This window comes from Sphingobacterium cellulitidis (genome assembly GCF_043187465.1).
GTDB lineage: Bacteria > Bacteroidota > Bacteroidia > Sphingobacteriales > Sphingobacteriaceae > Sphingobacterium > Sphingobacterium cellulitidis.
In genome coordinates this window covers 1,049,675-1,069,509 of the sequence record NZ_CP171136.1, presented here as the reverse complement: position 1 = coordinate 1,069,509, position 19,835 = coordinate 1,049,675, and the positions used below count along the sequence as shown (strand labels likewise).

At 37.2% G+C, this 19,835-nt stretch carries 22 protein-coding genes; 6 read left to right on the top strand and 16 right to left on the bottom strand.

Translation table 11 applies throughout. The features are described 5' to 3' along the window. Entirely contained in the window at positions 1-1,434 is a 1,434-nt protein-coding gene (locus ACF3OC_RS04620) for an ABC transporter permease (protein ID WP_094280851.1), read from the top strand. Beyond that, entirely contained in the window at positions 1,434-1,922 is a 489-nt protein-coding gene (locus tag ACF3OC_RS04615) for a hypothetical protein (protein ID WP_094255121.1), read from the top strand. Before ACF3OC_RS04620 ends, ACF3OC_RS04615 begins: the two co-directional genes overlap by 1 nt. On the opposite strand, the gene ACF3OC_RS04610 is transcribed toward ACF3OC_RS04615, so the two are convergent. The 10 genes from ACF3OC_RS04610 to ACF3OC_RS04565 all read right to left on the bottom strand — a co-directional run bounded on the left by ACF3OC_RS04610 (position 1,919) and on the right by ACF3OC_RS04565 (position 11,416). Next, positions 1,919-2,638, bottom strand: coding sequence for a 16S rRNA (uracil(1498)-N(3))-methyltransferase (locus tag ACF3OC_RS04610; protein WP_094280850.1), 720 nt, complete (start codon positions 2,636-2,638; stop codon positions 1,919-1,921). The genes ACF3OC_RS04615 and ACF3OC_RS04610 overlap by 4 nt on opposite strands. 11 nt (positions 2,639-2,649) lie before the next feature. Next, positions 2,650-3,963, bottom strand: a complete 1,314-nt coding sequence (locus ACF3OC_RS04605; protein ID WP_094280849.1) for a hemolysin family protein — start codon at positions 3,961-3,963, stop codon at positions 2,650-2,652. After that, positions 3,953-4,537, bottom strand: a complete 585-nt coding sequence (locus ACF3OC_RS04600) for an inorganic diphosphatase (RefSeq protein ID WP_094255124.1) — start codon at positions 4,535-4,537, stop codon at positions 3,953-3,955. The genes ACF3OC_RS04605 and ACF3OC_RS04600 overlap by 11 nt, the downstream gene beginning before the upstream one ends. A gap of 41 nt (positions 4,538-4,578) precedes the next feature. Then, positions 4,579-5,121 carry an inorganic diphosphatase gene (locus tag ACF3OC_RS04595; RefSeq protein ID WP_094255125.1) on the bottom strand — a complete coding sequence of 181 codons (543 nt, stop codon included), beginning with the start codon at positions 5,119-5,121 and terminating at the stop codon, positions 4,579-4,581. Positions 5,122-5,128: 7 nt separating this feature from the next. Next, entirely contained in the window at positions 5,129-5,785 is a 657-nt protein-coding gene (locus ACF3OC_RS04590; RefSeq protein ID WP_094280848.1) for a DedA family protein, read from the bottom strand. Positions 5,786-5,812: 27 nt separating this feature from the next. Further along, positions 5,813-6,226, bottom strand: a complete 414-nt coding sequence (locus ACF3OC_RS04585) for an HIT family protein (protein WP_094280847.1) — start codon at positions 6,224-6,226, stop codon at positions 5,813-5,815. 293 nt (positions 6,227-6,519) lie between these two features. Continuing rightward, complete coding sequence (greA, locus tag ACF3OC_RS04580) at positions 6,520-6,993, bottom strand: transcription elongation factor GreA (protein ID WP_094255128.1); 474 nt, start codon at positions 6,991-6,993, stop codon at positions 6,520-6,522. 144 nt (positions 6,994-7,137) lie between these two features. Continuing rightward, positions 7,138-7,845 carry a response regulator transcription factor gene (locus ACF3OC_RS04575; RefSeq protein ID WP_094255129.1) on the bottom strand — a complete coding sequence of 236 codons (708 nt, stop codon included), beginning with the start codon at positions 7,843-7,845 and terminating at the stop codon, positions 7,138-7,140. A gap of 13 nt (positions 7,846-7,858) precedes the next feature. Continuing rightward, positions 7,859-9,523 (bottom strand): sensor histidine kinase KdpD, encoded by a 1,665-nt coding sequence (locus tag ACF3OC_RS04570; protein WP_094255130.1) that lies wholly within the window; start codon positions 9,521-9,523, stop codon positions 7,859-7,861. Between the two features lie 6 nt (positions 9,524-9,529). After that, positions 9,530-11,416 (bottom strand): S9 family peptidase, encoded by a 1,887-nt coding sequence (locus tag ACF3OC_RS04565; RefSeq protein WP_094280846.1) that lies wholly within the window; start codon positions 11,414-11,416, stop codon positions 9,530-9,532. A 96-nt stretch (positions 11,417-11,512) separates the two neighbouring features. Here ACF3OC_RS04565 and ACF3OC_RS04560 point away from each other — a divergent pair, with 96 nt between their 5' ends. Next, the gene (locus tag ACF3OC_RS04560) at positions 11,513-11,806 is read left to right on the top strand and encodes a DUF4286 family protein (RefSeq protein WP_094255132.1); all 294 of its coding nucleotides are present in this window, start codon (positions 11,513-11,515) and stop codon (positions 11,804-11,806) included. Here ACF3OC_RS04560 and ACF3OC_RS04555 read toward each other — a convergent pair. The 6 genes from ACF3OC_RS04555 to ACF3OC_RS04530 form a co-directional block, all read right to left on the bottom strand. Continuing rightward, a complete protein-coding gene (locus tag ACF3OC_RS04555) occupies positions 11,803-12,210 on the bottom strand; it encodes a DUF983 domain-containing protein (RefSeq protein ID WP_094255133.1) in 408 nt (135 codons plus the stop codon). The genes ACF3OC_RS04560 and ACF3OC_RS04555 overlap by 4 nt on opposite strands. 3 nt (positions 12,211-12,213) lie before the next feature. Further along, positions 12,214-12,501 carry a hypothetical protein gene (locus tag ACF3OC_RS04550; RefSeq protein WP_094280845.1) on the bottom strand — a complete coding sequence of 96 codons (288 nt, stop codon included), beginning with the start codon at positions 12,499-12,501 and terminating at the stop codon, positions 12,214-12,216. 32 nt (positions 12,502-12,533) lie between these two features. Further along, positions 12,534-13,235, bottom strand: coding sequence for an RluA family pseudouridine synthase (locus tag ACF3OC_RS04545; RefSeq protein WP_094280844.1), 702 nt, complete (start codon positions 13,233-13,235; stop codon positions 12,534-12,536). A 61-nt stretch (positions 13,236-13,296) separates the two neighbouring features. Next, the gene (locus ACF3OC_RS04540; protein WP_094255136.1) at positions 13,297-14,289 is read right to left on the bottom strand and encodes an MlaD family protein; all 993 of its coding nucleotides are present in this window, start codon (positions 14,287-14,289) and stop codon (positions 13,297-13,299) included. Positions 14,290-14,297: 8 nt separating this feature from the next. Beyond that, entirely contained in the window at positions 14,298-15,074 is a 777-nt protein-coding gene (locus ACF3OC_RS04535) for an ABC transporter ATP-binding protein (protein WP_094255137.1), read from the bottom strand. 6 nt (positions 15,075-15,080) lie between these two features. Next, complete coding sequence (locus ACF3OC_RS04530) at positions 15,081-15,839, bottom strand: ABC transporter permease (protein ID WP_094255138.1); 759 nt, start codon at positions 15,837-15,839, stop codon at positions 15,081-15,083. Positions 15,840-16,055: 216 nt separating this feature from the next. Between ACF3OC_RS04530 and ACF3OC_RS04525 the strand changes: the two genes are divergently transcribed. From ACF3OC_RS04525 to ACF3OC_RS04515, 3 genes are all read left to right on the top strand, one after another. Continuing rightward, complete coding sequence (locus ACF3OC_RS04525) at positions 16,056-17,585, top strand: DUF6600 domain-containing protein (protein WP_256962538.1); 1,530 nt, start codon at positions 16,056-16,058, stop codon at positions 17,583-17,585. Between the two features lie 203 nt (positions 17,586-17,788). Next, complete coding sequence (pncB, locus tag ACF3OC_RS04520) at positions 17,789-18,967, top strand: nicotinate phosphoribosyltransferase (protein WP_094280842.1); 1,179 nt, start codon at positions 17,789-17,791, stop codon at positions 18,965-18,967. Then, positions 18,960-19,691, top strand: coding sequence for a class I SAM-dependent methyltransferase (locus ACF3OC_RS04515; protein ID WP_392470995.1), 732 nt, complete (start codon positions 18,960-18,962; stop codon positions 19,689-19,691). The genes pncB and ACF3OC_RS04515 overlap by 8 nt, the downstream gene beginning before the upstream one ends. Positions 19,692-19,835 lie beyond the last annotated feature (144 nt).

The window sequence follows — 19,835 nt, the reverse complement described above, 5'->3', positions numbered from 1 at the left end:
ATGAATACATTACAATTAGTTTGGAAAAACATATCACAACAATGGGGATCCACTTTGTTAAGTATCATCCTAACTGCATTTGGCGTTGCGATTTTGGTCAGTATCTATATTACAAGCGATACCTTTGAAAAACAACTGGATAATAACAGTAAGCAAGTCGATTTAGTGGTGGGTGCAAAAGGAAGCCCATTGCAATTAATTCTAAGTTCGCTATACCATGTAGATAACCCAACAGGAAACATCAAACTGGCCGAGGCAGAAAAGTTGATGCAGAATCCATTTATTGAGAAAGCAGTTCCAATTTCCTTAGGAGATAATTTTAAAGGACATCGTATTGTAGGTACTGACACCAGTTTTATGGGTCTGTATGAATTGCAACTTGCTGAAGGAAAATTATGGGGGAAAAGTTATGAGGTTGTCATTGGTAGTGAAACTGCTAGAAAAAACAAATTAAAACTAGGTGATAAAGTTCATGGCGCCCATGGTTTGGCTGAAAATGCACATGTACATGAAGACCATCCTTTTACGATAGTAGGTATATTAAAACCCTCAGGATCCATTGTTGACAATCTGTTGTTGACGAATTTGGAAAGTGTATGGGATATTCATGGTATTGGTCATGAAGAACACGATCATGACCATGATCATGCAGAAGGAGATCACGATCATGACCATGCTGACCATAGTCATGAACACGATGATCATCAACATGAGGCTGGTCATTCACATGAGGATCATGATCATGCGGACCATGACCACGATCATGCGCATGAAGCCGAAACTCCTCAAACAAGTCCATCAGCGCAGGTTACTGAAGATAGTCTTGTAACCGAGCGACCAAGATCGGATGTCTTTGTAAAAAGTATTGCTGATGATATTGTTCAAGATAAAGGATTAGAAATTACTGCTTTATTGGTAAAATTTAGTAGTCCTGCAGCCATTGGGGTTGTTCCTAAATTGGTGAACCAATCCACAAGCATGCAAGCTGCATCGCCGGCATTAGAAACAGCGCGTCTATTTTCATTGATGGGGGTTGGAATTGACTCCTTGGAGATCTTGGCTTACGTAATTATGATCATCGCTGGTTTGAGCGTATTTATTAGTTTATATAATGCATTGAAAGACCGCAAATATGATCTTGCAATCATGCGGACCTTAGGCGCCAGCAAGATTAAACTATTCACTATGCTGATTGTCGAAGGATTAGTAATAACATGTATCGGAGGGATTCTAGGATTATTGATTGGACATATCGGACTATATTTGATCAGCACCCAAACAAGTCAAAGTGCTGACTTTATACATGCATTCCAGATTTATAGTAAAGAATGGTTAATTTTGCTTACTGCTTGTTTGATTGGTGTAATTGCATCGATTATCCCTGCGGTGAAAGCATACAACACAACAATTTCTACCATTTTAGGTAATAAGTAATGATGAAGAAGATTTTATTTACAGTATTCGTATTGATGATGACAGTGAGCTTTTCAAAGGCTCAGATTGGGAATTATAGCAGTGAGGCTCAGGTACCGGATCATACTCCAATGATGAACAGCACCTGGGAGGCCATTGATAAGATGATGTATAAGGTTTCGACGGTTGGAAATAAAAAAGTTTATACCCCCACCTATCCACCTGCATTAAAAAAATTGGAAAACACCGTGGTAGATTTACCAGGTTATATGGTTCCATTGGTAAGTGGAAGAAACCACAGTACTTATATGTTATCGGTATTGCCGATCACGCAATGTCAATTTTGTGGTACCAATGGTATTCCGCCAATGGTAGAGATTTTTATGAAAAAAGGTACTGTTAAATTCACGGACGAACCTATCAAGATCAAAGGCAAGATGAAATTTAATCCGGAGCCATTAAAAGGGAATGCCGAGATTCAAATTATTGATGCGGAATTAGTAAACTAACGGTTTAGAAGCGCAATTTCTGCGCATGCATATAAAGCAGCCGTTTCTGTGCGTAATCTGGCTTCTCCTAGAGAAACTGGAATAAAACCTGCGGAAATGGCTTTTTCTATTTCTGATGGGGAGAAATCTCCTTCAGGGCCAATCAGGATAAGGTAGTTTTGATGAGGCTTAAATTCTTGATTAAGGAACTTCTTATCTTGATCTTCAACACAATGAGCAATAGCTTTATTCAGTGATTGTTGGTCAGCGATATTTTTCAGGAAGGAATCTAAGGAGGTAGCTTCGTTTAGAACGGGCATATAAGCCTTAAGAGACTGTTTCATCGCGGAGACGATTACTTTGTTCAATCGTTCGGTTTTTACGTCCTTGCGCTCAGAATGCTCGGAAATAATAGGTGTAATTTCTTGAATCCCGATTTCAGTTGCTTTTTCCAAAAACCATTCGATACGATCAATATTTTTGGTCGGAGCTACAGCAATATGCAAATGATATTGCGGCTTCTGAAATTCGGCTTGATAGGAAAGAATATTTAATTGGGTTCTTTTCGGATGTGGATCTGAAATCTCAGCTTCATAGAATCCCCCTACTCCATCAATGAGTTGAACTTTGTCACCTTGATTCAATCGCAATACACGGACTGCATGCTTACTTTCTTCTTCAGAAAGCTGATAAGATTTGCGTTCGGGATTTAAATCAGCTGTATAGAATAAATGCACAATATCAATAATTATTCTTCGTCCTCGTCGTTTGCAGTTTCGACAAGATCAAGTTTTACAAATTCAATATTTTGCTGTGTTTTTTTGATAATGGTAAATCTATAACCAAGTTCTTCAGTACTGTCGCCTACATCAGGGATTTTCTCAAATAAATGAGAAACCAATCCAGCTACAGTATCGTAATCAGAACTTTCTGGTAATTCTAGAGGAAGATATCCATTGGCATCATGCACACTAGCACCTGCGTCTACCATAAACTCCGTTTCAGAGATTTGCTCAACAACTGGTGTTTCTTCATCATACTCATCCTGGATCTCTCCAACTAACTCTTCTACAATATCCTCCAAGGTCACCATCCCTGCCGTTCCACCAAATTCATCAAGCACAAATGCGATCTGAATTCTCTTTTGTTGGAACTCAGTCATTAAGTCATTGATTTTTTTCGTTTCCGGGATAAAGTAAGGCTTACGCATGATATTCTTAAGAACAACTTCCTTTCCTTTAACTAATAAAGGAAGGATATCCTTCGTATGGACAACACCGATAATTTGGTCGATATTATCATCATAAATAGGAATACGTGAGTATCCTTCTTCAGTCACAGTATTGATAAAATCTTCAGCAGAATCATCTTTATCGACCGCTACGATCTTGGTTCTAGGAACCATGATATTCTTAACGATCCGCTCATTGAAATCGAATACATTCTTGATCAATTCATGTTCTGCATTGTTCAATGCACCACTTTCTTTACCTTTCTCAAGAAGGTATTGTAATTCTTCAGAAGAGTGGCTGGCTTCATGCGCACTTACTTGAATTCCGATTAATCTTAAAAGGAAATTTGCAAAGCCATTCAAACACCAGATTATAGGTCTGAAGATGTAATAGAAAAATTGAAGGGGAAGCGCCACTTTCATTGTAGTAGCCACGGGTTTTTGGATCGCAATAGATTTAGGTGCTAATTCACCAAAAACAATATGTAAGAAGGTAATGATACTAAATGCAAGAACGTGTCCTAGATTAGTAGCTAATTTACCAGTAAGTTCAATGCTGAAAACTCCGAAGATCTGATGCACAATTTTGGTCATCACGGCTTCACCCACCCAACCAAGTGCTAGGGAAGCCAGGGTGATACCTAATTGAGTCGCTGCGAGGTAGCCATCCAAATGTTCAGTAATGTTTTTAGCCATTTTGGCTACATTACCTCCGGATTTAGCTTGCAGCTCTATTTGAGAGGCTCGGACTTTAACAATAGCGAATTCAGCTGCAACGAAAAAACCATTTGCAAGCACTAAAAAGATAGTCCAAAAAATATCAATTGCCATGATTTAGGTTTTTATTAGCGAATTCTTTCTTGTACAATTCTAAACTCTCTAATATAACATTTTGAGCGATAGCTCGATTACTTAATTTATTAATAATAACTTTTTTTCCTTCAAGGTTTTTATACTCTTGAAAGAAGTTCACGATTTCTTTCATGGTATGGGGAGGGAGTTCGGAGATATCGTTGATATAATTTACGGCCATATCATTTTTAGCTACGGCAATAATTTTATCATCTTGATCTCCAGAATCGGTCATGCTCATCACACCAATGACCTTAGCATCTACTAGGGATGCAGGAACAAGATCCACTGAACATAGCACAAGTATGTCCAGTGGATCTTTGTCGCCACAGTAACTTTGTGGAATAAAACCATAATTAGCAGGATAGACCATTGAAGAATGTAAAACTCTATCCAACTTAATCATTCCGGACGCCTTGTCAATTTCATATTTCCCTCTGGATCCTTTTGGGATTTCAATGACTGCGGTTACAGTATTTGGAACATCTTTCCCAGGGGAAACTTGATGCCAAGGGTGCTGTTCTTGTCCTAGCCCAATAAGGCTGGAAAACATTAAGAACAGGGACAATAAAATTGAGAGGTCCATGAAAATGGTTACTTAGTCCTAATTTCTTTATTGTAAAGTTCAACACTTTCCATGATGATATTTTGGGCATAAGCACGGCCATAAAGATTTTCGATGGTCACATTTTTGCCTTCAAGTGCTTTATAATCTTGGAAGAAGCGAACGATTTCCTTCATTGTATGAGGAGGTAATTCAGATAAGTCGTTGATATAATTTACAGACATATCGTGTTTAGCTACAGCAATGATTTTATCATCTTGTTCACCATTATCAATCATGTGCATAACACCGACAACTTTGGCTTCGATCATACACATTGGGTAAACATCAACTGAACATAAAACCAAGATATCCAAAGGGTCTTTATCGTCGCAATAAGTTTGAGGAATGAATCCGTAGTTTGCAGGATACATTACAGAAGAGAACAAAACGCGGTCTAATTTAATCAAACCACTGTCTTTGTCGATTTCGTATTTCGCTTTAGAACCTTTAGGAATTTCGATAATGGCATTTACGGAGTTAGGCAAGTCCTCACCAGGAGACACTTGATGCCAAGGATGTTGTGTACTCATTAAATAATTACTGTTTGTTTATTTCGTTTTTCGTTTTTCTATTTTTCAACCACTTTTTAAGTAGTGCAATTGCAATTGGGAGGAATGCTATGACGATTAGACCGACGATGATATATTCAACATAGTCAATAATCCAAGGGAATTTAACGCCCAAATAGTATCCAGTTAGTGTTAACAAAGACACCCATAATAATGCTCCCAAGATGTTATAAAGGACGAACTTCCTGAAGTTCAGCTGTACAACACCTGCAAATATCGGTGCAAATGTACGAATTATGGGTACAAATCGTCCAATTATTAATGCAGTTCCGCCATATTTCTGGAAAAACTCTTCCGCCATGATGACATATTTGCGTTTAAAAAGGATGGAATCCTTTCGTTTAAATAGCATTGGACCCGTTCGATGGCCAAACCAATAGCCTGCGAAGTTACCGAGTATTCCGGCGCCTAATATCCCGAAATAAAGTGTAACAATATCTACATCTATTTTATGAAGGGCACAGAAAAGACCTGCTAAAAACAGCAAATAATCTCCTGGAAGGAAGAATCCAAAGAAGAGACCGGTTTCGGCAAAAACGATAAGACAAACGATGTAGAACCCACCGTGACTTAAAAGATATTCAGCATCTAGCAATTGTTGAAAAGACAACAAGTATTCTTGCATAGTTAAGTATATTTCCCGCTAATGAAATTAAGCTGGGTTTGTTATTGTTGAGATTGCTTCACGAATATTGTCTGCAATAGTATTCATTGTTTCCTCTGCAAGTTTCAACTTTGGTTTTTCAAAGTTCATGTCATGAACATGATTCAAAGGCATCAAGTGAATATGAGCGTGGGCAACTTCTAAACCTACTACAGCTACACCGACTTTTTTACATGGATAAGCTTGTTTGATTCCTTGCGCTACGATTTTAGCGAAAACCCACATTCCCATATATTCTTCGTCATTAATATCAAAGATATAGTCTGTTTCTTTTTTGGGAATTACTAGGACATGTCCTTCTGTTAGTGGATTTACATCTAAAAAAGCTAAGTAATCATTGCTCTCGGCAACTTTATAGGCAGGAATTTCTCCTGCAACGATTTTAGCGAATATGGTTGACATAAACTATAGTTCAATTTCGTGAGAAACAAAGATAATAATTTTGTGCAGATATGAACAGGAAATAGCCCCTATAACAGCGTAAGATTTAACTTGAATGTGACATTTAATGATTTCTTAATACTAAAAACAGACAATTATTGGCAAATTCTTAATTTTTCCTGGAATCCTAATACCTTTATGATCAAATGAAAGCCATTGATAATCCCTAAAAACAAAAAAAGCCCCTCGATTGAGGGGCTCATAAATTTTAAGATGAGTGCGGTTATGGCATACCGCACATAACCTATATATCGTTATCTTGAAATCTCCAAAACTTCTAACTCCAGCTGTCCTGCAGGAACGTCAACCGTCGCGATATCGCCAACCTGAAGTCCTAAAAGACCCTGGGCAATCGGTGATTTAACAGAGATCTTTCCTGCTTTTAAATCAGCCTCAGTCTCAGATACCAATTGATAGGACATCACCGCTCCGTTCTTCTTGTTCTTTATCTTCACATATGATAATGCCAATACTTTGGAAGTATCTAGATTTGATTCATCTATGATTCTTGCAGATGCCAATACTTCTTCTAATTTCGCAATCTTCGCTTCATGTAGCCCTTGAGCTTCTTTCGCGGCATCATATTCTGCATTCTCAGAAAGATCACCTTTATCTCTCGCTTCAGCAATCGCTTTAGCAATGTTTGAACGACCTTCTGTTTTTAGGTATTGTAGCTCTTCTCTTAGCTTTGTTAGACCTTCTTCTGTGTAATAAGTTACTTCTGCCATAATATTAACCTTTTACCCTCTTTTTATAGTTTTCTAATTTTTTAATAAACAAAAAAAAAGACAAGACCACACTATCCACTAATAGGACAACATGGTCTTGCTCTTCTGACGAAGTTATATAATTTAATTCAATAAACCAAATTTCTAACTTACATCTTCATTCTCTTCATTGATGAATCTATAACCCAATCCTCTAACCGTTTGTAAGTAGTAAGGTTTATCTGGATTGGTCTCAATTTTCTTTCTTAAACGCACCACGTGCATGTCTAATGTACGGGTATTTACATTTGAACTATAACCCCAAACGACCTCCATTAATTCCTCACGAGTAATATCGCGACCTTTATTCTGAAGGAAGTGCAATAAAATTCGGTTTTCAAGGATGGTAAGCTCGATTTTCTTGCCATCACGTACTAAGGAGTGTACATTCGGATGGTGTTCGGTATCACCAAAGTGATACACTTCATTTTGTGTTTTAGGCACAAAGAAACGAACCTTATTCTCAATCATGGCCACTAACACATCCATATTGAATGGCTTGGTGATATAATCAGTTACACCATAGCTGTATGCATCAATTTTATCGATGTCTTGAGATTTTGCGGTCATCATAATGATGATGTTTTCAAACCCAGATTTTCTAACTGATTCACATACATCTATCCCTTCCTTTCCTGGCAGCATCCAATCCAATAGAACGATATCAGGTTTTTGATCCAGAATTATTTTTTCTGCTTCTAAACCGTCACTGCATTGAATCACTTGAAAATTCTCGGTTTGCAGACGGTGACTAACCAAAAACCTTAGGTTATCATCATCTTCTACAACGGCAATAGTTATATCTTTATTCATAGTATTCTAAACATTATTTGGGAAAGCTTAAAGTAAAAGTCGTCCCTTCACCCTCTTCACTGCTCACTTTAATCTCACCCCCCATAAATTCGGTAATCTCTTTACAAAATGCTAATCCGAGCCCTACACTTCCACCCTGATTAAATTGATTCTTTACTCGATAGAATTTCTTAAATATATTCTTTAGTTCATTTTTGTTAATCCCAATCCCCTTATCACTAAATTTCATAATGAAGTGTTTTTTGGATTGTTGAACACTAATATCAATAAATTTTCTCGAAACTTCGGAATATTTATAAGCATTATCAATTAAATTCTGGAACACGGAATTCAATAAAACCGGATCAGTATGCATTTTACTATCCACATCAATATGATGGGTCAAGTTTAAATCCGGATACTTAATTCGTGTAGCCTCAAATACTTCCTCGCAAAAACTGTTCAAATCAATGTATTCTCCCTTGAATTTTAACGATTTATTTTCTATCTGCGTGAAAGACAAGAGTTTATTCATTAAATTATTTAGCTTATCCGCCTCCTGATCTAAGATCTTCCCATACATCGCCCGCTCTTGATCACTAATCTTCTCCGCACTTCTAATATTATTTCCCGCAATCTTGATCACACTTACTGGTGTTTTAAACTCATGAGTAAGGTTGTTAATAAAATCATATTGCAACTGAAATAATCTACTGTTTATTGAAATATTCCTATAAATTAAATAAATAATTAACAATAAAATTAAATATAAAAGTGAAACTCCCAATACTACAGGAAAAAATCTTCTATTTATTTCTCCTCTCAAAAAATGTTCCGAGGAATCAAACTGCAATTTATAATCCGACAAAGCCCCTGGCAAAGGCATATCCGTTGATAAATAGGCCTTTTCCTCCATCACATTTGGATCAGCAACAGCCTTTATCCTAATACTTTCAAATAGTCGCTGTTGATTATTGACAATTTTAATCTTTTGAGGATTGACCTTATAAACGAATAAATCCTGGTCAAATGCTACAGGTGTGGTGACAGAAGTAGTATCATCCATCAAAGATTTATAGGCACGAAGGGTATTTACTCTTGGAATATTTAAATAAGTTATCTTACCAGGTACAGTATTATAAAATATTCTATAAATATCATTTTCACTTAAAGAGGTAGAATCGTCCAGGACGTCCAGGAAATTCACCATCTTAATCGCCATATTATTGAAATCATCCGAATTTAATCGGTTCTCCATCCCCGAAATACTCTCTTTGACCAATTTATTTTCTTTATCCAACTTATATGAAAAAATAGATCTTGGATAAATAAATAGGTTTTGAAGCCTAACTCCTCTTACGGCAGCATTTTGATTCGTGAATAAAACATCATAAAAAATGATTTCATCCACAAAAGGATTCTTCCTCAGAACATTCTCTGAATAATTGATGGCATGCGTAGAATCCAAATAACCTTGGTAATTGGAAACTTCAGAAATATCGTTGTTAAAGAAACTGTTGAAGGGTTTTAAGGTCGCATCGAAGACATCGACTTTACGGTTGTAGAATTCGGATTCCACAAAATTCGACATCATGGTCCTAGCCAAAAAAACTGAAATGATATACAAAACAGTCAAAAAGGCTAAAAAGGCTATTAATAAACCGATGTTTTTTCTGTATTTACTAGCTCTCTTTACCATAATGGTCTACTTCAGGTATCCGGCAAGAAATTTTTCAATCTCCTGGTAATATTGCACAATATTCTCTTCATTTCTAAAACGCTTACCTTCCTCCTTCTTGAAGATATATCGTACAGGTATCTCATTGCTCTTCAATTTACCAACAAATTGATTAGCATCCGTCACTGAGCTATATTTATCTTTTCCTCCTTGGAAAAATAATACGGGAATACGCACTTTATCAGCATGAAATATTGGGGAAATAGCTTGGAAAAGCTCTGGTTCTGTTTCCGGGTTCCCAATGATTCTATAAAACAATTGCACATAGTGCTTTAAGTGCGGCGGGATTTCCCTAAAATAGGTAAATAGATTACTATAACCTGAAGAGGAAATGGCGCATTTATAGAGAGACGGATTAAAGGCCGCTGCATAAAGCGCTGAATAACCGCCAAAACCTGTCCCCATAATTGCGATCTTTTCTTTATCAGCAATCCCTTGGTGAATCAGCCAGGCCACACCATCCGTGATATCCGATTGAATCTTGCCACCCCATTCCTTAAACCCTGCAGTCCAGAAGTCTTTACCATACCCTGTGGAACCACGATAATTGACCTGAAAAACAGCATAACCTCGGTTAGCCAAAAACTGCACCTCTGGATCAAAGCCCCATTCAGACCTCCGATTTGGACCATCATGAACCAAAACGACTACCGGACTATTCTTCCGTTTATGCTTCGGATAAGTAATATAGGCATGAATGGTTTTATTATCACGTGAAAGAAATTCGACTTCCTCCATCTGATTAAATTCCATCCCTTTCAACTTCGGATTCTCCTCATTTAACAATTGTAGATCATCCTTTTCCTTATTGTAATAATAGGTCTCCCCCGGGTGAACATCACTATACACCCTCACGATGAACCCATTCAAACTTTTATCACTATCCAAAAAGCCTATTTCAGACTTGTCAAATTTCTTTTTCAGTTTTTTGTAAACCTCTTTATAGGTTTCGTTGAAGATATTTTTCTTGTATTTATCGATGAAAGAAGTGGCATAAAGCATTTCCTGCAGATTCGCAGAATATCCTTCAGCTCCTAAATCACCTGATTCATTCTCATAGATATTTCGGACTTCTTTTCCCTTTTCCACATCAAATTCAACCAAGGCTAATTTATCCCGTTCCTGATTAGATAAGGCATAGACATTTTTCTGAGAATTCTTAACAAAGCCTAACGGAATAAACACCGTTTCAAAATCATTTTTCATGACCTCCTTGAAAGGCTGGTTTTCCGCATTTCGATATAGAATGGACTCCTGAACACTATCGCTGGTCAATGCCATCCTTACTACTGCATCTGGCGCACCAATCCAGCTCACGACATTCCCAGGGTTACGATGTACCAATTCTGGCTTTTTCCCATTAAGATATATTCTATAGAGATCAAAAAGCGAAGAATCACGCAAATTCATACTTGCCAAAATACTACTGTCTTTCTCAATGATTGGATAAACCCAGCGTAACTTGGATTTCTTCGGTTCAAACAATGCCTGACGTTTTTCGGTACGCACATTGATTTGAAACATTCTTAAACTATCTGTTGGGGATTGTGTATTAGAGAAGATAATCTTATCATTATTCAGCCAAAAGAAACTTTGGACATTGAGGTTGATCTGATAAGTGAGTTGTTTTGAAGAATCCGGCTCTATTAAGTCCAGAATAAAAATATTTTTACAATGATCATGTACGCCAAGGTAAGCAACTTTACTCCCATCAGGAGACAGTCTAAAAGAGGTTCTTTCAGGTTTTACAAAAAAATCCTCAATAGGGACACGTACATGTGCAGCCTGCTCTTGTTTACATGACGATAAAGCAATCAACATAAGTAGAACAGAGAACAAGTAATTAATATTCATTCTATTTTTTTAGACTCTAATCAAATATTATAAAAAAATACCGTAAAGTTCCTTTTGCAACCTTAATTTTACAGCATTAAAAAAGTTTAAATAATTATGTTTTTATACAACGTATCCATCATCATAGAAGATTCTGTACATCAAGAATTAATCAATTGGACGAAAGGGTTATTAAATGAAAACCCTGACTATACCATTAAATTATTAAAAATGCTGCATTCTCCACACGAAGGACAAACGTATTGCCTTCAAACCATTTTGAATAGTGAAGAAGAAATTGAGATGATTAAAGAACAGGTTATTCAGAAACTCCAGGACTATATTAGCACACATCATGTTGAAAAAGCATTCCTTTTTGACAGCATCATGCAATATATCCCTCATAATTAACCTCCTAAATTTGCACTATTCTTTCTGTCCCCATATAGTTTTGGGTCAAAAGACACCTTTGGAGAAAGGTAGTGCAATAATACTAATCTTGAATAACGGTAATTAAAAGGAGCAAATATTATTATGGCAATGAACAGAACTGCGATATATAACCAAGGGGACTCACTTCCTGTAAAGTAGGCTGTAGCCAAGGCTAACATCAAAACTTCTGCAACTGAAAATGCATAACTTACATACATGGCTGCATAAAAATAGCCGGGCTCTATTTCGAATTTGAATCCACAATGTGGACAAAATTCATGCATTTTCTGCTTTGATAAACCATATGCTGAACCAGAATACATATTCCCAGTTCTACATTTTGGACATTTACTTTGACAAACAGCTTGAAATTTTGAAATCATTTTTTATTCCTCAATCTGTTTTATCATGTGCATAGAATTGGAACCACTCGTGTTTCTGAATTTTTTGTACCATAAAAATCCAACCCCTGCGGCTATCATAAATGGCATTGCTAATAAAAACAAAATACCATCATTCAAACCTTTCCCTTGGGTATTGCCTTCTTGCGTACTATTCTCAGCATTCAAAGTACACATCGCACATTGAGCCGAACTCACAGTAGGCAAAGTCATAAGCATAATACTCAATAGACTAGCAATTAAACTTATTCTGAATTTATGAATGATACTCATACCGCAAAGTTAACGTAATTATCCTAAATTTCTTATATGTTTCCTTTAATCAGGACATTAAATTTCTCCCAGAAGCCATCTTCAGGCAATGGCGCCTTGATGATCATTGCTTCTTCTTTGATCGGATGAACAAAACTTAAAGACCTAGAATGCAAACAAATTGTACGTCTATGGCTTCCACGTTGGTAGCCGTATTTGTTGTCTCCAACAATCGGACATCCCATATAAGCCAGTTGGCTACGAATTTGATGCGTACGACCTGTCAACGGATTCACCTTCAACAAATAATAGCCATCTAACTGTCCAACAACCTCATAATTCAATTCCGCATAACTTCCATTCTTTACTTCACGATCATAGGCCTTGGTAATCATCTTCTTCCGATCCCTGAGTAACCAATTCTTAAGTGTTCCTTTAGGATGTTTCGGTTTTTCACGAACTAATGCCAAATAGGTTTTCTCCACCTTACGGTCATGAAATAATCGGTTCATTCGGTCCAAACCTTTACTGGTTTTGGCAAATAAAATCATCCCACTAACCGGGCGGTCCAAACGATGGATTACCCCTAAAAATGCTGCATTCGGCTTATTATATTTCTTGGCTAAAAAATCCTTCAACATGTCTTCCATGGATGCATCTCCTGAAACATCGACTTGGACAATATCTCCACCTCGTTTATTGATCGCTATTAAATGGTTGTCTTCGTAAAGAACATCCTTTTCTGAAATACTCATATTAATTATAAAAAAAGCGTCTGCTATGGACGCTTTTTAATTTTTTATTTAATTCTTGAAATTATTTGATTGAATCTTGTGCTGCAGCTGCTTCTTCTTTTGCTTTTTTCTTGAAGAAACCTCTTAACAAGAAATTGCTTTGTAAAGCCTCCATATTCTGATCCAATTTCTCAGTGCTCAAGTTCAAGTTTCTTAAGATCTGCTTGATCTCATTTGCAGCCTCCGGATCGTTGGTCAACACCCCGATTGCATTGTCCTTATCATTTAAACGCTCAGTAGTTTGGTTCAGATTAGCCATTAATGCTGAAGCTGTTTGAGTAACTCCTTGCAATTGAGCCGCTGATTCTCTTAAACTAGCGAATACTGCAGTATCAGTGGATAACTCATGAATTAATCCTTGATTGCTGTTTAATTTCTTAGTCAAAGTAACCAAGTTATTAACTGCTTGATTCGCTTGAGTCATGGTACCATTTAATGTTGTAACCGACTGTTTTAAGTTATTAGCAATCGTTTCATCGGTCATCATCGCTCCAACAGCACCTTTTCCTTCTAGAAGATTCTTCGATAATGCTGCGAAGTTTTTCGTTATTTCCACAAGGTTCTCATTGTTTACTTGCAGGGTGGCTAGCATCGCATCCATTCCACCTGAAACTCCAGACTTGATCTCATCTCCATGTTCAATCTGAGGGTAAGCTTCGGTCCCACCAACTAAACTAATAATCGCATTACCAATTAATCCATCTGAACTCAGGGTAGCAATCACGTCCTTACGAATGAATTTGCTGGATTTCTCCTCCACATTCATGACCACACGCACATTCTCAACGCTTTCAAATCCTATCTCCTTGATAATACCAACTTTAACCCCTGAAAACCAAACGTTATTCCCAACTTTCAAACCTTTTACATCTTTGAAATATGTTGTAACGGTCAAGTTTTTAGAGAATTTGTTTTGCTGAGTTCCAATAACTAAAATCCCTGCAACTAAAATGATTAACCCGATAAAGGTAAACAACCCTACTATAATCGATCGTTTTCTCTCTGATGCTGCCATATATTCTGTTATACTATAAAATTATAATCATAAAAAGGTTTAACTCTCTCATCATCTGTATCAAATATTTCTGAGAATTTACCTACTCGTTCAAATTTACCTTCCAATAACATCGCCACGCGATCACCTACCATCTTTGCACAAGCTAAATCGTGGGTAATAATAATGGAGGATGTTTTATATCGTTCCTGAACCTCATTAATCAAAGTATTAATATCCAAACAGGTTAATGGATCCAATCCAGCTGTTGGTTCATCATACATCATGATATCAGGTCTCAGAATCAATGTTCTAGCAATACCTATCCGTTTTCTTTGTCCACCGGAAAGCTCCGAAGGCATCTGATTAATAGTCCTCAACAACCCCACCCCATCTAACACATCTTCAACCTCACGGTTGATTTCTGCCCTGGTCAGATTTCTTTTATTCCTAACCAAAGGAAACTCAAGGTTCTCACGAACAGTCATACTATCATATAACGCACTATTCTGAAAGGAAAAGCCTATTTTCAAACGTAAATCCCGCAATTCCTTCTCATTCAATTCATTGACAACCTCTCCTAGAACAGTAATATTCCCTGCATCAGGTTTTAATAATCCGGAGATTAATTTGATCAACACAGATTTCCCTGTACCCGATCTCCCCAGGACTACCAAGTTCTCGCCATTATATAATTTTAAATCAACGTTGCGTAATACATGCAAATCCCCAAAGGACTTACTTACACCCTCAACATTGATAACAACGTCTTCGTAATTAATATCTACTGGTTTTTTCTGTTCCATAAATGATTATCCCATTAATGCTAGAACCTGAACAATTAATAATTCCTCAATAAATACAATAAACATGGAAGCAACTACAGCACTATTTGCTGCTTTACCAACACCTTCTGTACCTTTCGAAGAATAATAACCGACATAAGTACTCACAAACCCAATTGTAAAACCGAACACAATAGCCCTGAAAACCATTGCAAAAATATCTTTTGGTGCAATGGCTTCAAAAACTTGAGTAATAAAACTTAATATACTTAATTGATCTTTTGAAATAATACTCAAATATCCACCTGCTAATCCAATCCCTGCTACATAAAAACATAAAACAGGAATCATAAAAGTTGTAGCAATTATTCTACTAACAATCAGAAATTTAAATGGATTTGTACCAGACACTTCCATTGCATCGATCTGTTCAGTAACATTCATGGAACTCAGTTCCGCTCCAATCTGTGAACCTACTTTCCCAGATGCAATCAAAGCCGTCACCAATGGTGCTAAGGCCCGAACAATAGCGATTGAAATCAATGCTGGTAGCCAAGATGCTGCTCCAAACTCCTCCAATGAGGGCCTAGACTGCTTGGTAAATACAAAACCAACAATAAATCCAGTTAAACTAATCAAAGGAAAGGATTTCCATCCAATTTCATAACACTGTCTGATGATCTCTTTAAACTCGTAAGGTGGGCTCACCACTTCGCGAAAAAAACGCATCAGAAAGCGGTGAATCTTCGCAAACTCTAGTAATAAGGACTCAATTTTCTTAGCCATTAACTATCTGTATTATCGTATTTCTTCAATATTGAAATCGGAAATATTTCGTGGCAAATGTACAAAATTTCTATTATCCATACGGAAACTGTGTTCAATATTAGCAGAAACAGCTTCACAGCAAAAAAGTTTGACAAAATTATTATACAATTAAACCTTTCCTAAAAACCTCATGTCATACCTACAAATTATGGTGAAAAATAAACATTTTGACATATGAAAAATTTGAAAACATCCACAATATACAGCGCATTTCTAATAATGCTTCTTGGGTTATTCAGCATGAAACCTGCCGCTGCCCAAGGTTATGATGATGTCGATTTCGATGTTTTTCATGAAGAACTGGATCCTTACGGTGACTGGGACTATGATGATGAATATGGAAATGTATGGTATCCAGATGAAGATGATGATTTCAGACCTTATGGTTCTAATGGTTATTGGACAATGACCGAATATGGTAACACTTGGGTTTCAAATTATGACTGGGGATGGGCGCCATTCCATTATGGTCGCTGGATTCACAGACCTCATAGAGGATGGGCATGGATTCCAGGATATGAATGGGGACCTGCTTGGGTAGATTGGCGTACCGGTGGTGGATACTACGGCTGGGCTCCTATGCGCCCTGGTGTAAGTGTAAATGTGAGCATTGGATTGCCACTTGACTTATGGGTATTTATTCCAACGAACCGAATCTATGATCGTTATATAAATAGACATTGGTCTTATGGTCGTCGTAATATCTATAACAACACAACAATCATCAATAACACCTATATTGTAAACAACAATCGTTATTACGGTGGTCCCGCTCGTCGCGACATCGAAAGACATATTGGTAGACGCGTTGATGTTAGAAATGTAAACTTCGATAATAGACGTGGGGCATCACGTGTTAGTCGTAGTTCAGTTTCAATGTACCGTCCTGACCGAAATAACCGCAACGATCGCGCTGTTACTAGCAGAAGTGGCCGCCTTGAAAACTCGCGTAACACCCGTTCGAATGACAGATCTCCAGCAAATCGCGTAGAGAACAGCAGAACTTCTGGACGTGGAAATAGCGAAAGAAGCAACAATGGTTATAGAATTACCAGAAATGCAAACGGCCAACGTGAAATGCATATCGGAAGTGGAAATTCAACCCGTGGCGAACGTGGAAATAGCAATAATTCTCGCTCTGGAAGAGTAGAAAGAGGAACCAGCACTAGAGATCGTCAACCAACTTCTCGTGGTCAAGTTTCAATGGACCGTTCTAACTCTAGAAACGAATCCGTGAACCGTAATTCTAGGCCTACTAGAAACGAGTCAATGAATCGTAGTTCAAGACCTACTAGAAACGAGTCAATGAACCGTAGCTCTAGTCCTTCTAGAAACGAATCCATGAATCGTAGCTCTAGACCTACTAGAAACGAGTCAATGAATCGTAGTTCTAGACCTACTAGAAACGAATCCATGAACCGTAGCTCTAGACCTGCTAGAAACGAGTCAATGAACCGTAGTTCTAGACCTTCTAGAAATGAATCAATGAACCGTAGTCAACCAAGACAATCGGCTCCTCAAAGAGAACAACGTCAACCTAGACAAGAATCTAGGTCACAAAATAGAGTATTCCAAGCTCGTTCTTCTGAAAGACCTCAAAGCCGTCCTTCAGTTCAACGTAGCTCCAATGAATCTCGTTCTTCAGCTAGACCATCCAACAGCCAACGTGCTGAACGTGGTTCAGGAAGAGGAAATAGAGGATAAATTTTTATTTAGTTGAAACAATTTGTTAAAACGGTCCGTCGATTGACGGACCGTTTTTATTTTCACTTCATTTCCTAAAACCTTTCAACTTCTTTTTTTGAGTTAAAATCAACCTTCATTTTTGTTTAGTAAAAGAGAAAAAAGCATTTTTGTGCCTCCTTTTTGTTAACTTCAATAAAGCACAAGAATAATTTTTATAGTAAATGGCGAAACTTACATCCATTTTAGACAATGATTTTTACAAGTTCACAATGCAATATGCTGTTGTGAAACTCTTTCCGAAAGCGAAAGCTCGGTATCAATTTATCAACCGCGGAAAACATCAATTCCCTGAAGGCTTTGCAGAAAAACTAAGAGAAGCTGTAAATCAATTGGCAAATCTAAAACTTACTGCCGCCGAGAAATCTTTCTTTGCCAAAACTTGTCCGTATATCGACCCTACTTATTTTGATTTTCTTCAAGGTTATCATTATGACCCCGATGAAGTAACAATTACCCAAGATGGACCTAACTTATCTGTTAAAGTCGAAGGTTACTGGTATAGAACCATTCTTTGGGAAGTACCGCTAATGGCTTTGATTTGTGAAACATACTATGAGGTGACTGGTCAAAAACGAGTTGATGATGCTGAAGTCATGAAAATTGTCAATGACAAAATGGACAAGTATGATAAACTCAACATTACCATCGCTGACTTCGGAACAAGGAGAAGACATTCTTACGCAGTTCATAATCTGGTGATTAAAGCATTGAAAGAACATCCTTCTAAAACATTTATTGGAACTAGCAATGTTCATTTTGCTATGAAATACTATATCAAACCTATCGGCACTCATGCCCATGAATGGTTTATGTTTCATGCTGCTAAATACGGCTATAAAATGGCCAATCTCTTAGGTCTCGAAAATTGGTCTGACGTATATCGGGGCGACTTGGGTATTGCCCTTTCAGACACTTACACCACCGAAGTATTCTTTAAGCAATTTGATAAAAAACTAAGCAAATTATTTGACGGTGTAAGACATGATAGCGGCGATCCGATCGAATTTGCTCAAAAAACAATCGACCATTACAAAGGCAAGGGCATTAACCCACTGACTAAAACTATCATCTTCTCCGATGGATTAGATTATGAAAAAGTGGTGAAAATTGTCAATTTCAGCAAAGACAAAATTGGTCATTCCTTTGGTATTGGAACAGACTTCACCAATGATGTAGGTCTCTCTCGAATGAATATTGTCATTAAAATGACCGAAGCATTCCCTGATGAAGGCGAGTGGACTCCCGTAATCAAACTTTCTGATGAACCTAACAAGCACACCGGTGATCCTGAAGAAATAAAAATGGCAAAACGATTTTTAAATATCCATGGCCATGAATAGAGATGTATATGGCGAAGCCCTCTACGATTATCATGCGCTTGGCAAATTGAATGAACCTCTCCTATTGCATAGCAGCTATGGGGACATCGAGGAAATGCCTATTGAAGTGTTCTTTCGTGAGGAAGAAGATATTCCTGAATTGGAATATATAGCGCTATCACTATGTGATGGCAAAGTATTAGATGTCGGTGCTGGCGCAGGCGTGCATGCCTTATATCTTCAGGAAAAAGGATTCGAGGTTGACGCCATGGAGATTTCTGAGACAGCTTGTAAAATCATGGAAAAACGTGGGGTAAAGAATATTATCCATGCTGATTTCTTTGACTTCAAGGATCAAAAATATGACACCCTGCTATTTTTAATGAATGGAATAGGAATCGCTGAAACTCTTGATGGATTTAAAAAGCTCCTGCAACATGCAAAATCGATCCTCACTGGCAAAGGACAACTGATCTTTGATAGCTCCGATATTTCTTACCTATACGAAGAATATAGAATCCCTAGACCCGAACATTATTTTGGAGAAATCAATTTCCAATATGAATACAAGGGCAACCTGGGAAAACCTTTTCATTGGCTCTATATTGACCAACAAACCCTTATAAAAATTGCTCACGAAGAGAATTGGGTTGTTCAAATTCTTTTCGAGGATGACAACGATCAATATTTGGTGAGAATGGAACCAAGAAAAGAAATGGATGACGAAATCGATGAAAGTATTTAAAATTAAAAAATCAATGAATTAGAATCATATAATCATTCTTTAATAAAATCAGAAATAAAGAATATTAAACAATTCTATCTCAAATCTCACATCTAATATCTCACATCTTAAAATAAAAAAATCCCCTCTTTTGGAGGGGATTTC

Coding starts and splice junctions, on each gene's coding strand:
- ACF3OC_RS04585 (WP_094280847.1), bottom strand. CDS start 6,226: ATGTCAACCATATTCGCTAAAATCGTTGCAGGAGAAATTCCTGCCTAT.
- ACF3OC_RS04525 (WP_256962538.1), top strand. CDS start 16,056: ATGAAAAATTTGAAAACATCCACAATATACAGCGCATTTCTAATAATG.
- ACF3OC_RS04605 (WP_094280849.1), bottom strand. CDS start 3,963: ATGGCAATTGATATTTTTTGGACTATCTTTTTAGTGCTTGCAAATGGT.
- ACF3OC_RS04575 (WP_094255129.1), bottom strand. CDS start 7,845: ATGAATAAAGATATAACTATTGCCGTTGTAGAAGATGATGATAACCTA.
- ACF3OC_RS04570 (WP_094255130.1), bottom strand. CDS start 9,523: ATGGTAAAGAGAGCTAGTAAATACAGAAAAAACATCGGTTTATTAATA.
- ACF3OC_RS04530 (WP_094255138.1), bottom strand. CDS start 15,839: ATGGCTAAGAAAATTGAGTCCTTATTACTAGAGTTTGCGAAGATTCAC.
- greA (WP_094255128.1), bottom strand. CDS start 6,993: ATGGCAGAAGTAACTTATTACACAGAAGAAGGTCTAACAAAGCTAAGA.
- ACF3OC_RS04535 (WP_094255137.1), bottom strand. CDS start 15,074: ATGGAACAGAAAAAACCAGTAGATATTAATTACGAAGACGTTGTTATC.
- ACF3OC_RS04560 (WP_094255132.1), top strand. CDS start 11,513: ATGTTTTTATACAACGTATCCATCATCATAGAAGATTCTGTACATCAA.
- ACF3OC_RS04550 (WP_094280845.1), bottom strand. CDS start 12,501: ATGAGTATCATTCATAAATTCAGAATAAGTTTAATTGCTAGTCTATTG.
- ACF3OC_RS04545 (WP_094280844.1), bottom strand. CDS start 13,235: ATGAGTATTTCAGAAAAGGATGTTCTTTACGAAGACAACCATTTAATA.
- ACF3OC_RS04540 (WP_094255136.1), bottom strand. CDS start 14,289: ATGGCAGCATCAGAGAGAAAACGATCGATTATAGTAGGGTTGTTTACC.
- ACF3OC_RS04615 (WP_094255121.1), top strand. CDS start 1,434: ATGATGAAGAAGATTTTATTTACAGTATTCGTATTGATGATGACAGTG.
- ACF3OC_RS04555 (WP_094255133.1), bottom strand. CDS start 12,210: ATGATTTCAAAATTTCAAGCTGTTTGTCAAAGTAAATGTCCAAAATGT.
- ACF3OC_RS04595 (WP_094255125.1), bottom strand. CDS start 5,121: ATGAGTACACAACATCCTTGGCATCAAGTGTCTCCTGGTGAGGACTTG.
- pncB (WP_094280842.1), top strand. CDS start 17,789: ATGGCGAAACTTACATCCATTTTAGACAATGATTTTTACAAGTTCACA.
- ACF3OC_RS04565 (WP_094280846.1), bottom strand. CDS start 11,416: ATGAATATTAATTACTTGTTCTCTGTTCTACTTATGTTGATTGCTTTA.
- ACF3OC_RS04600 (WP_094255124.1), bottom strand. CDS start 4,537: ATGTTTTCCAGCCTTATTGGGCTAGGACAAGAACAGCACCCTTGGCAT.
- ACF3OC_RS04620 (WP_094280851.1), top strand. CDS start 1: ATGAATACATTACAATTAGTTTGGAAAAACATATCACAACAATGGGGA.
- ACF3OC_RS04515 (WP_392470995.1), top strand. CDS start 18,960: ATGAATAGAGATGTATATGGCGAAGCCCTCTACGATTATCATGCGCTT.
- ACF3OC_RS04590 (WP_094280848.1), bottom strand. CDS start 5,785: ATGCAAGAATACTTGTTGTCTTTTCAACAATTGCTAGATGCTGAATAT.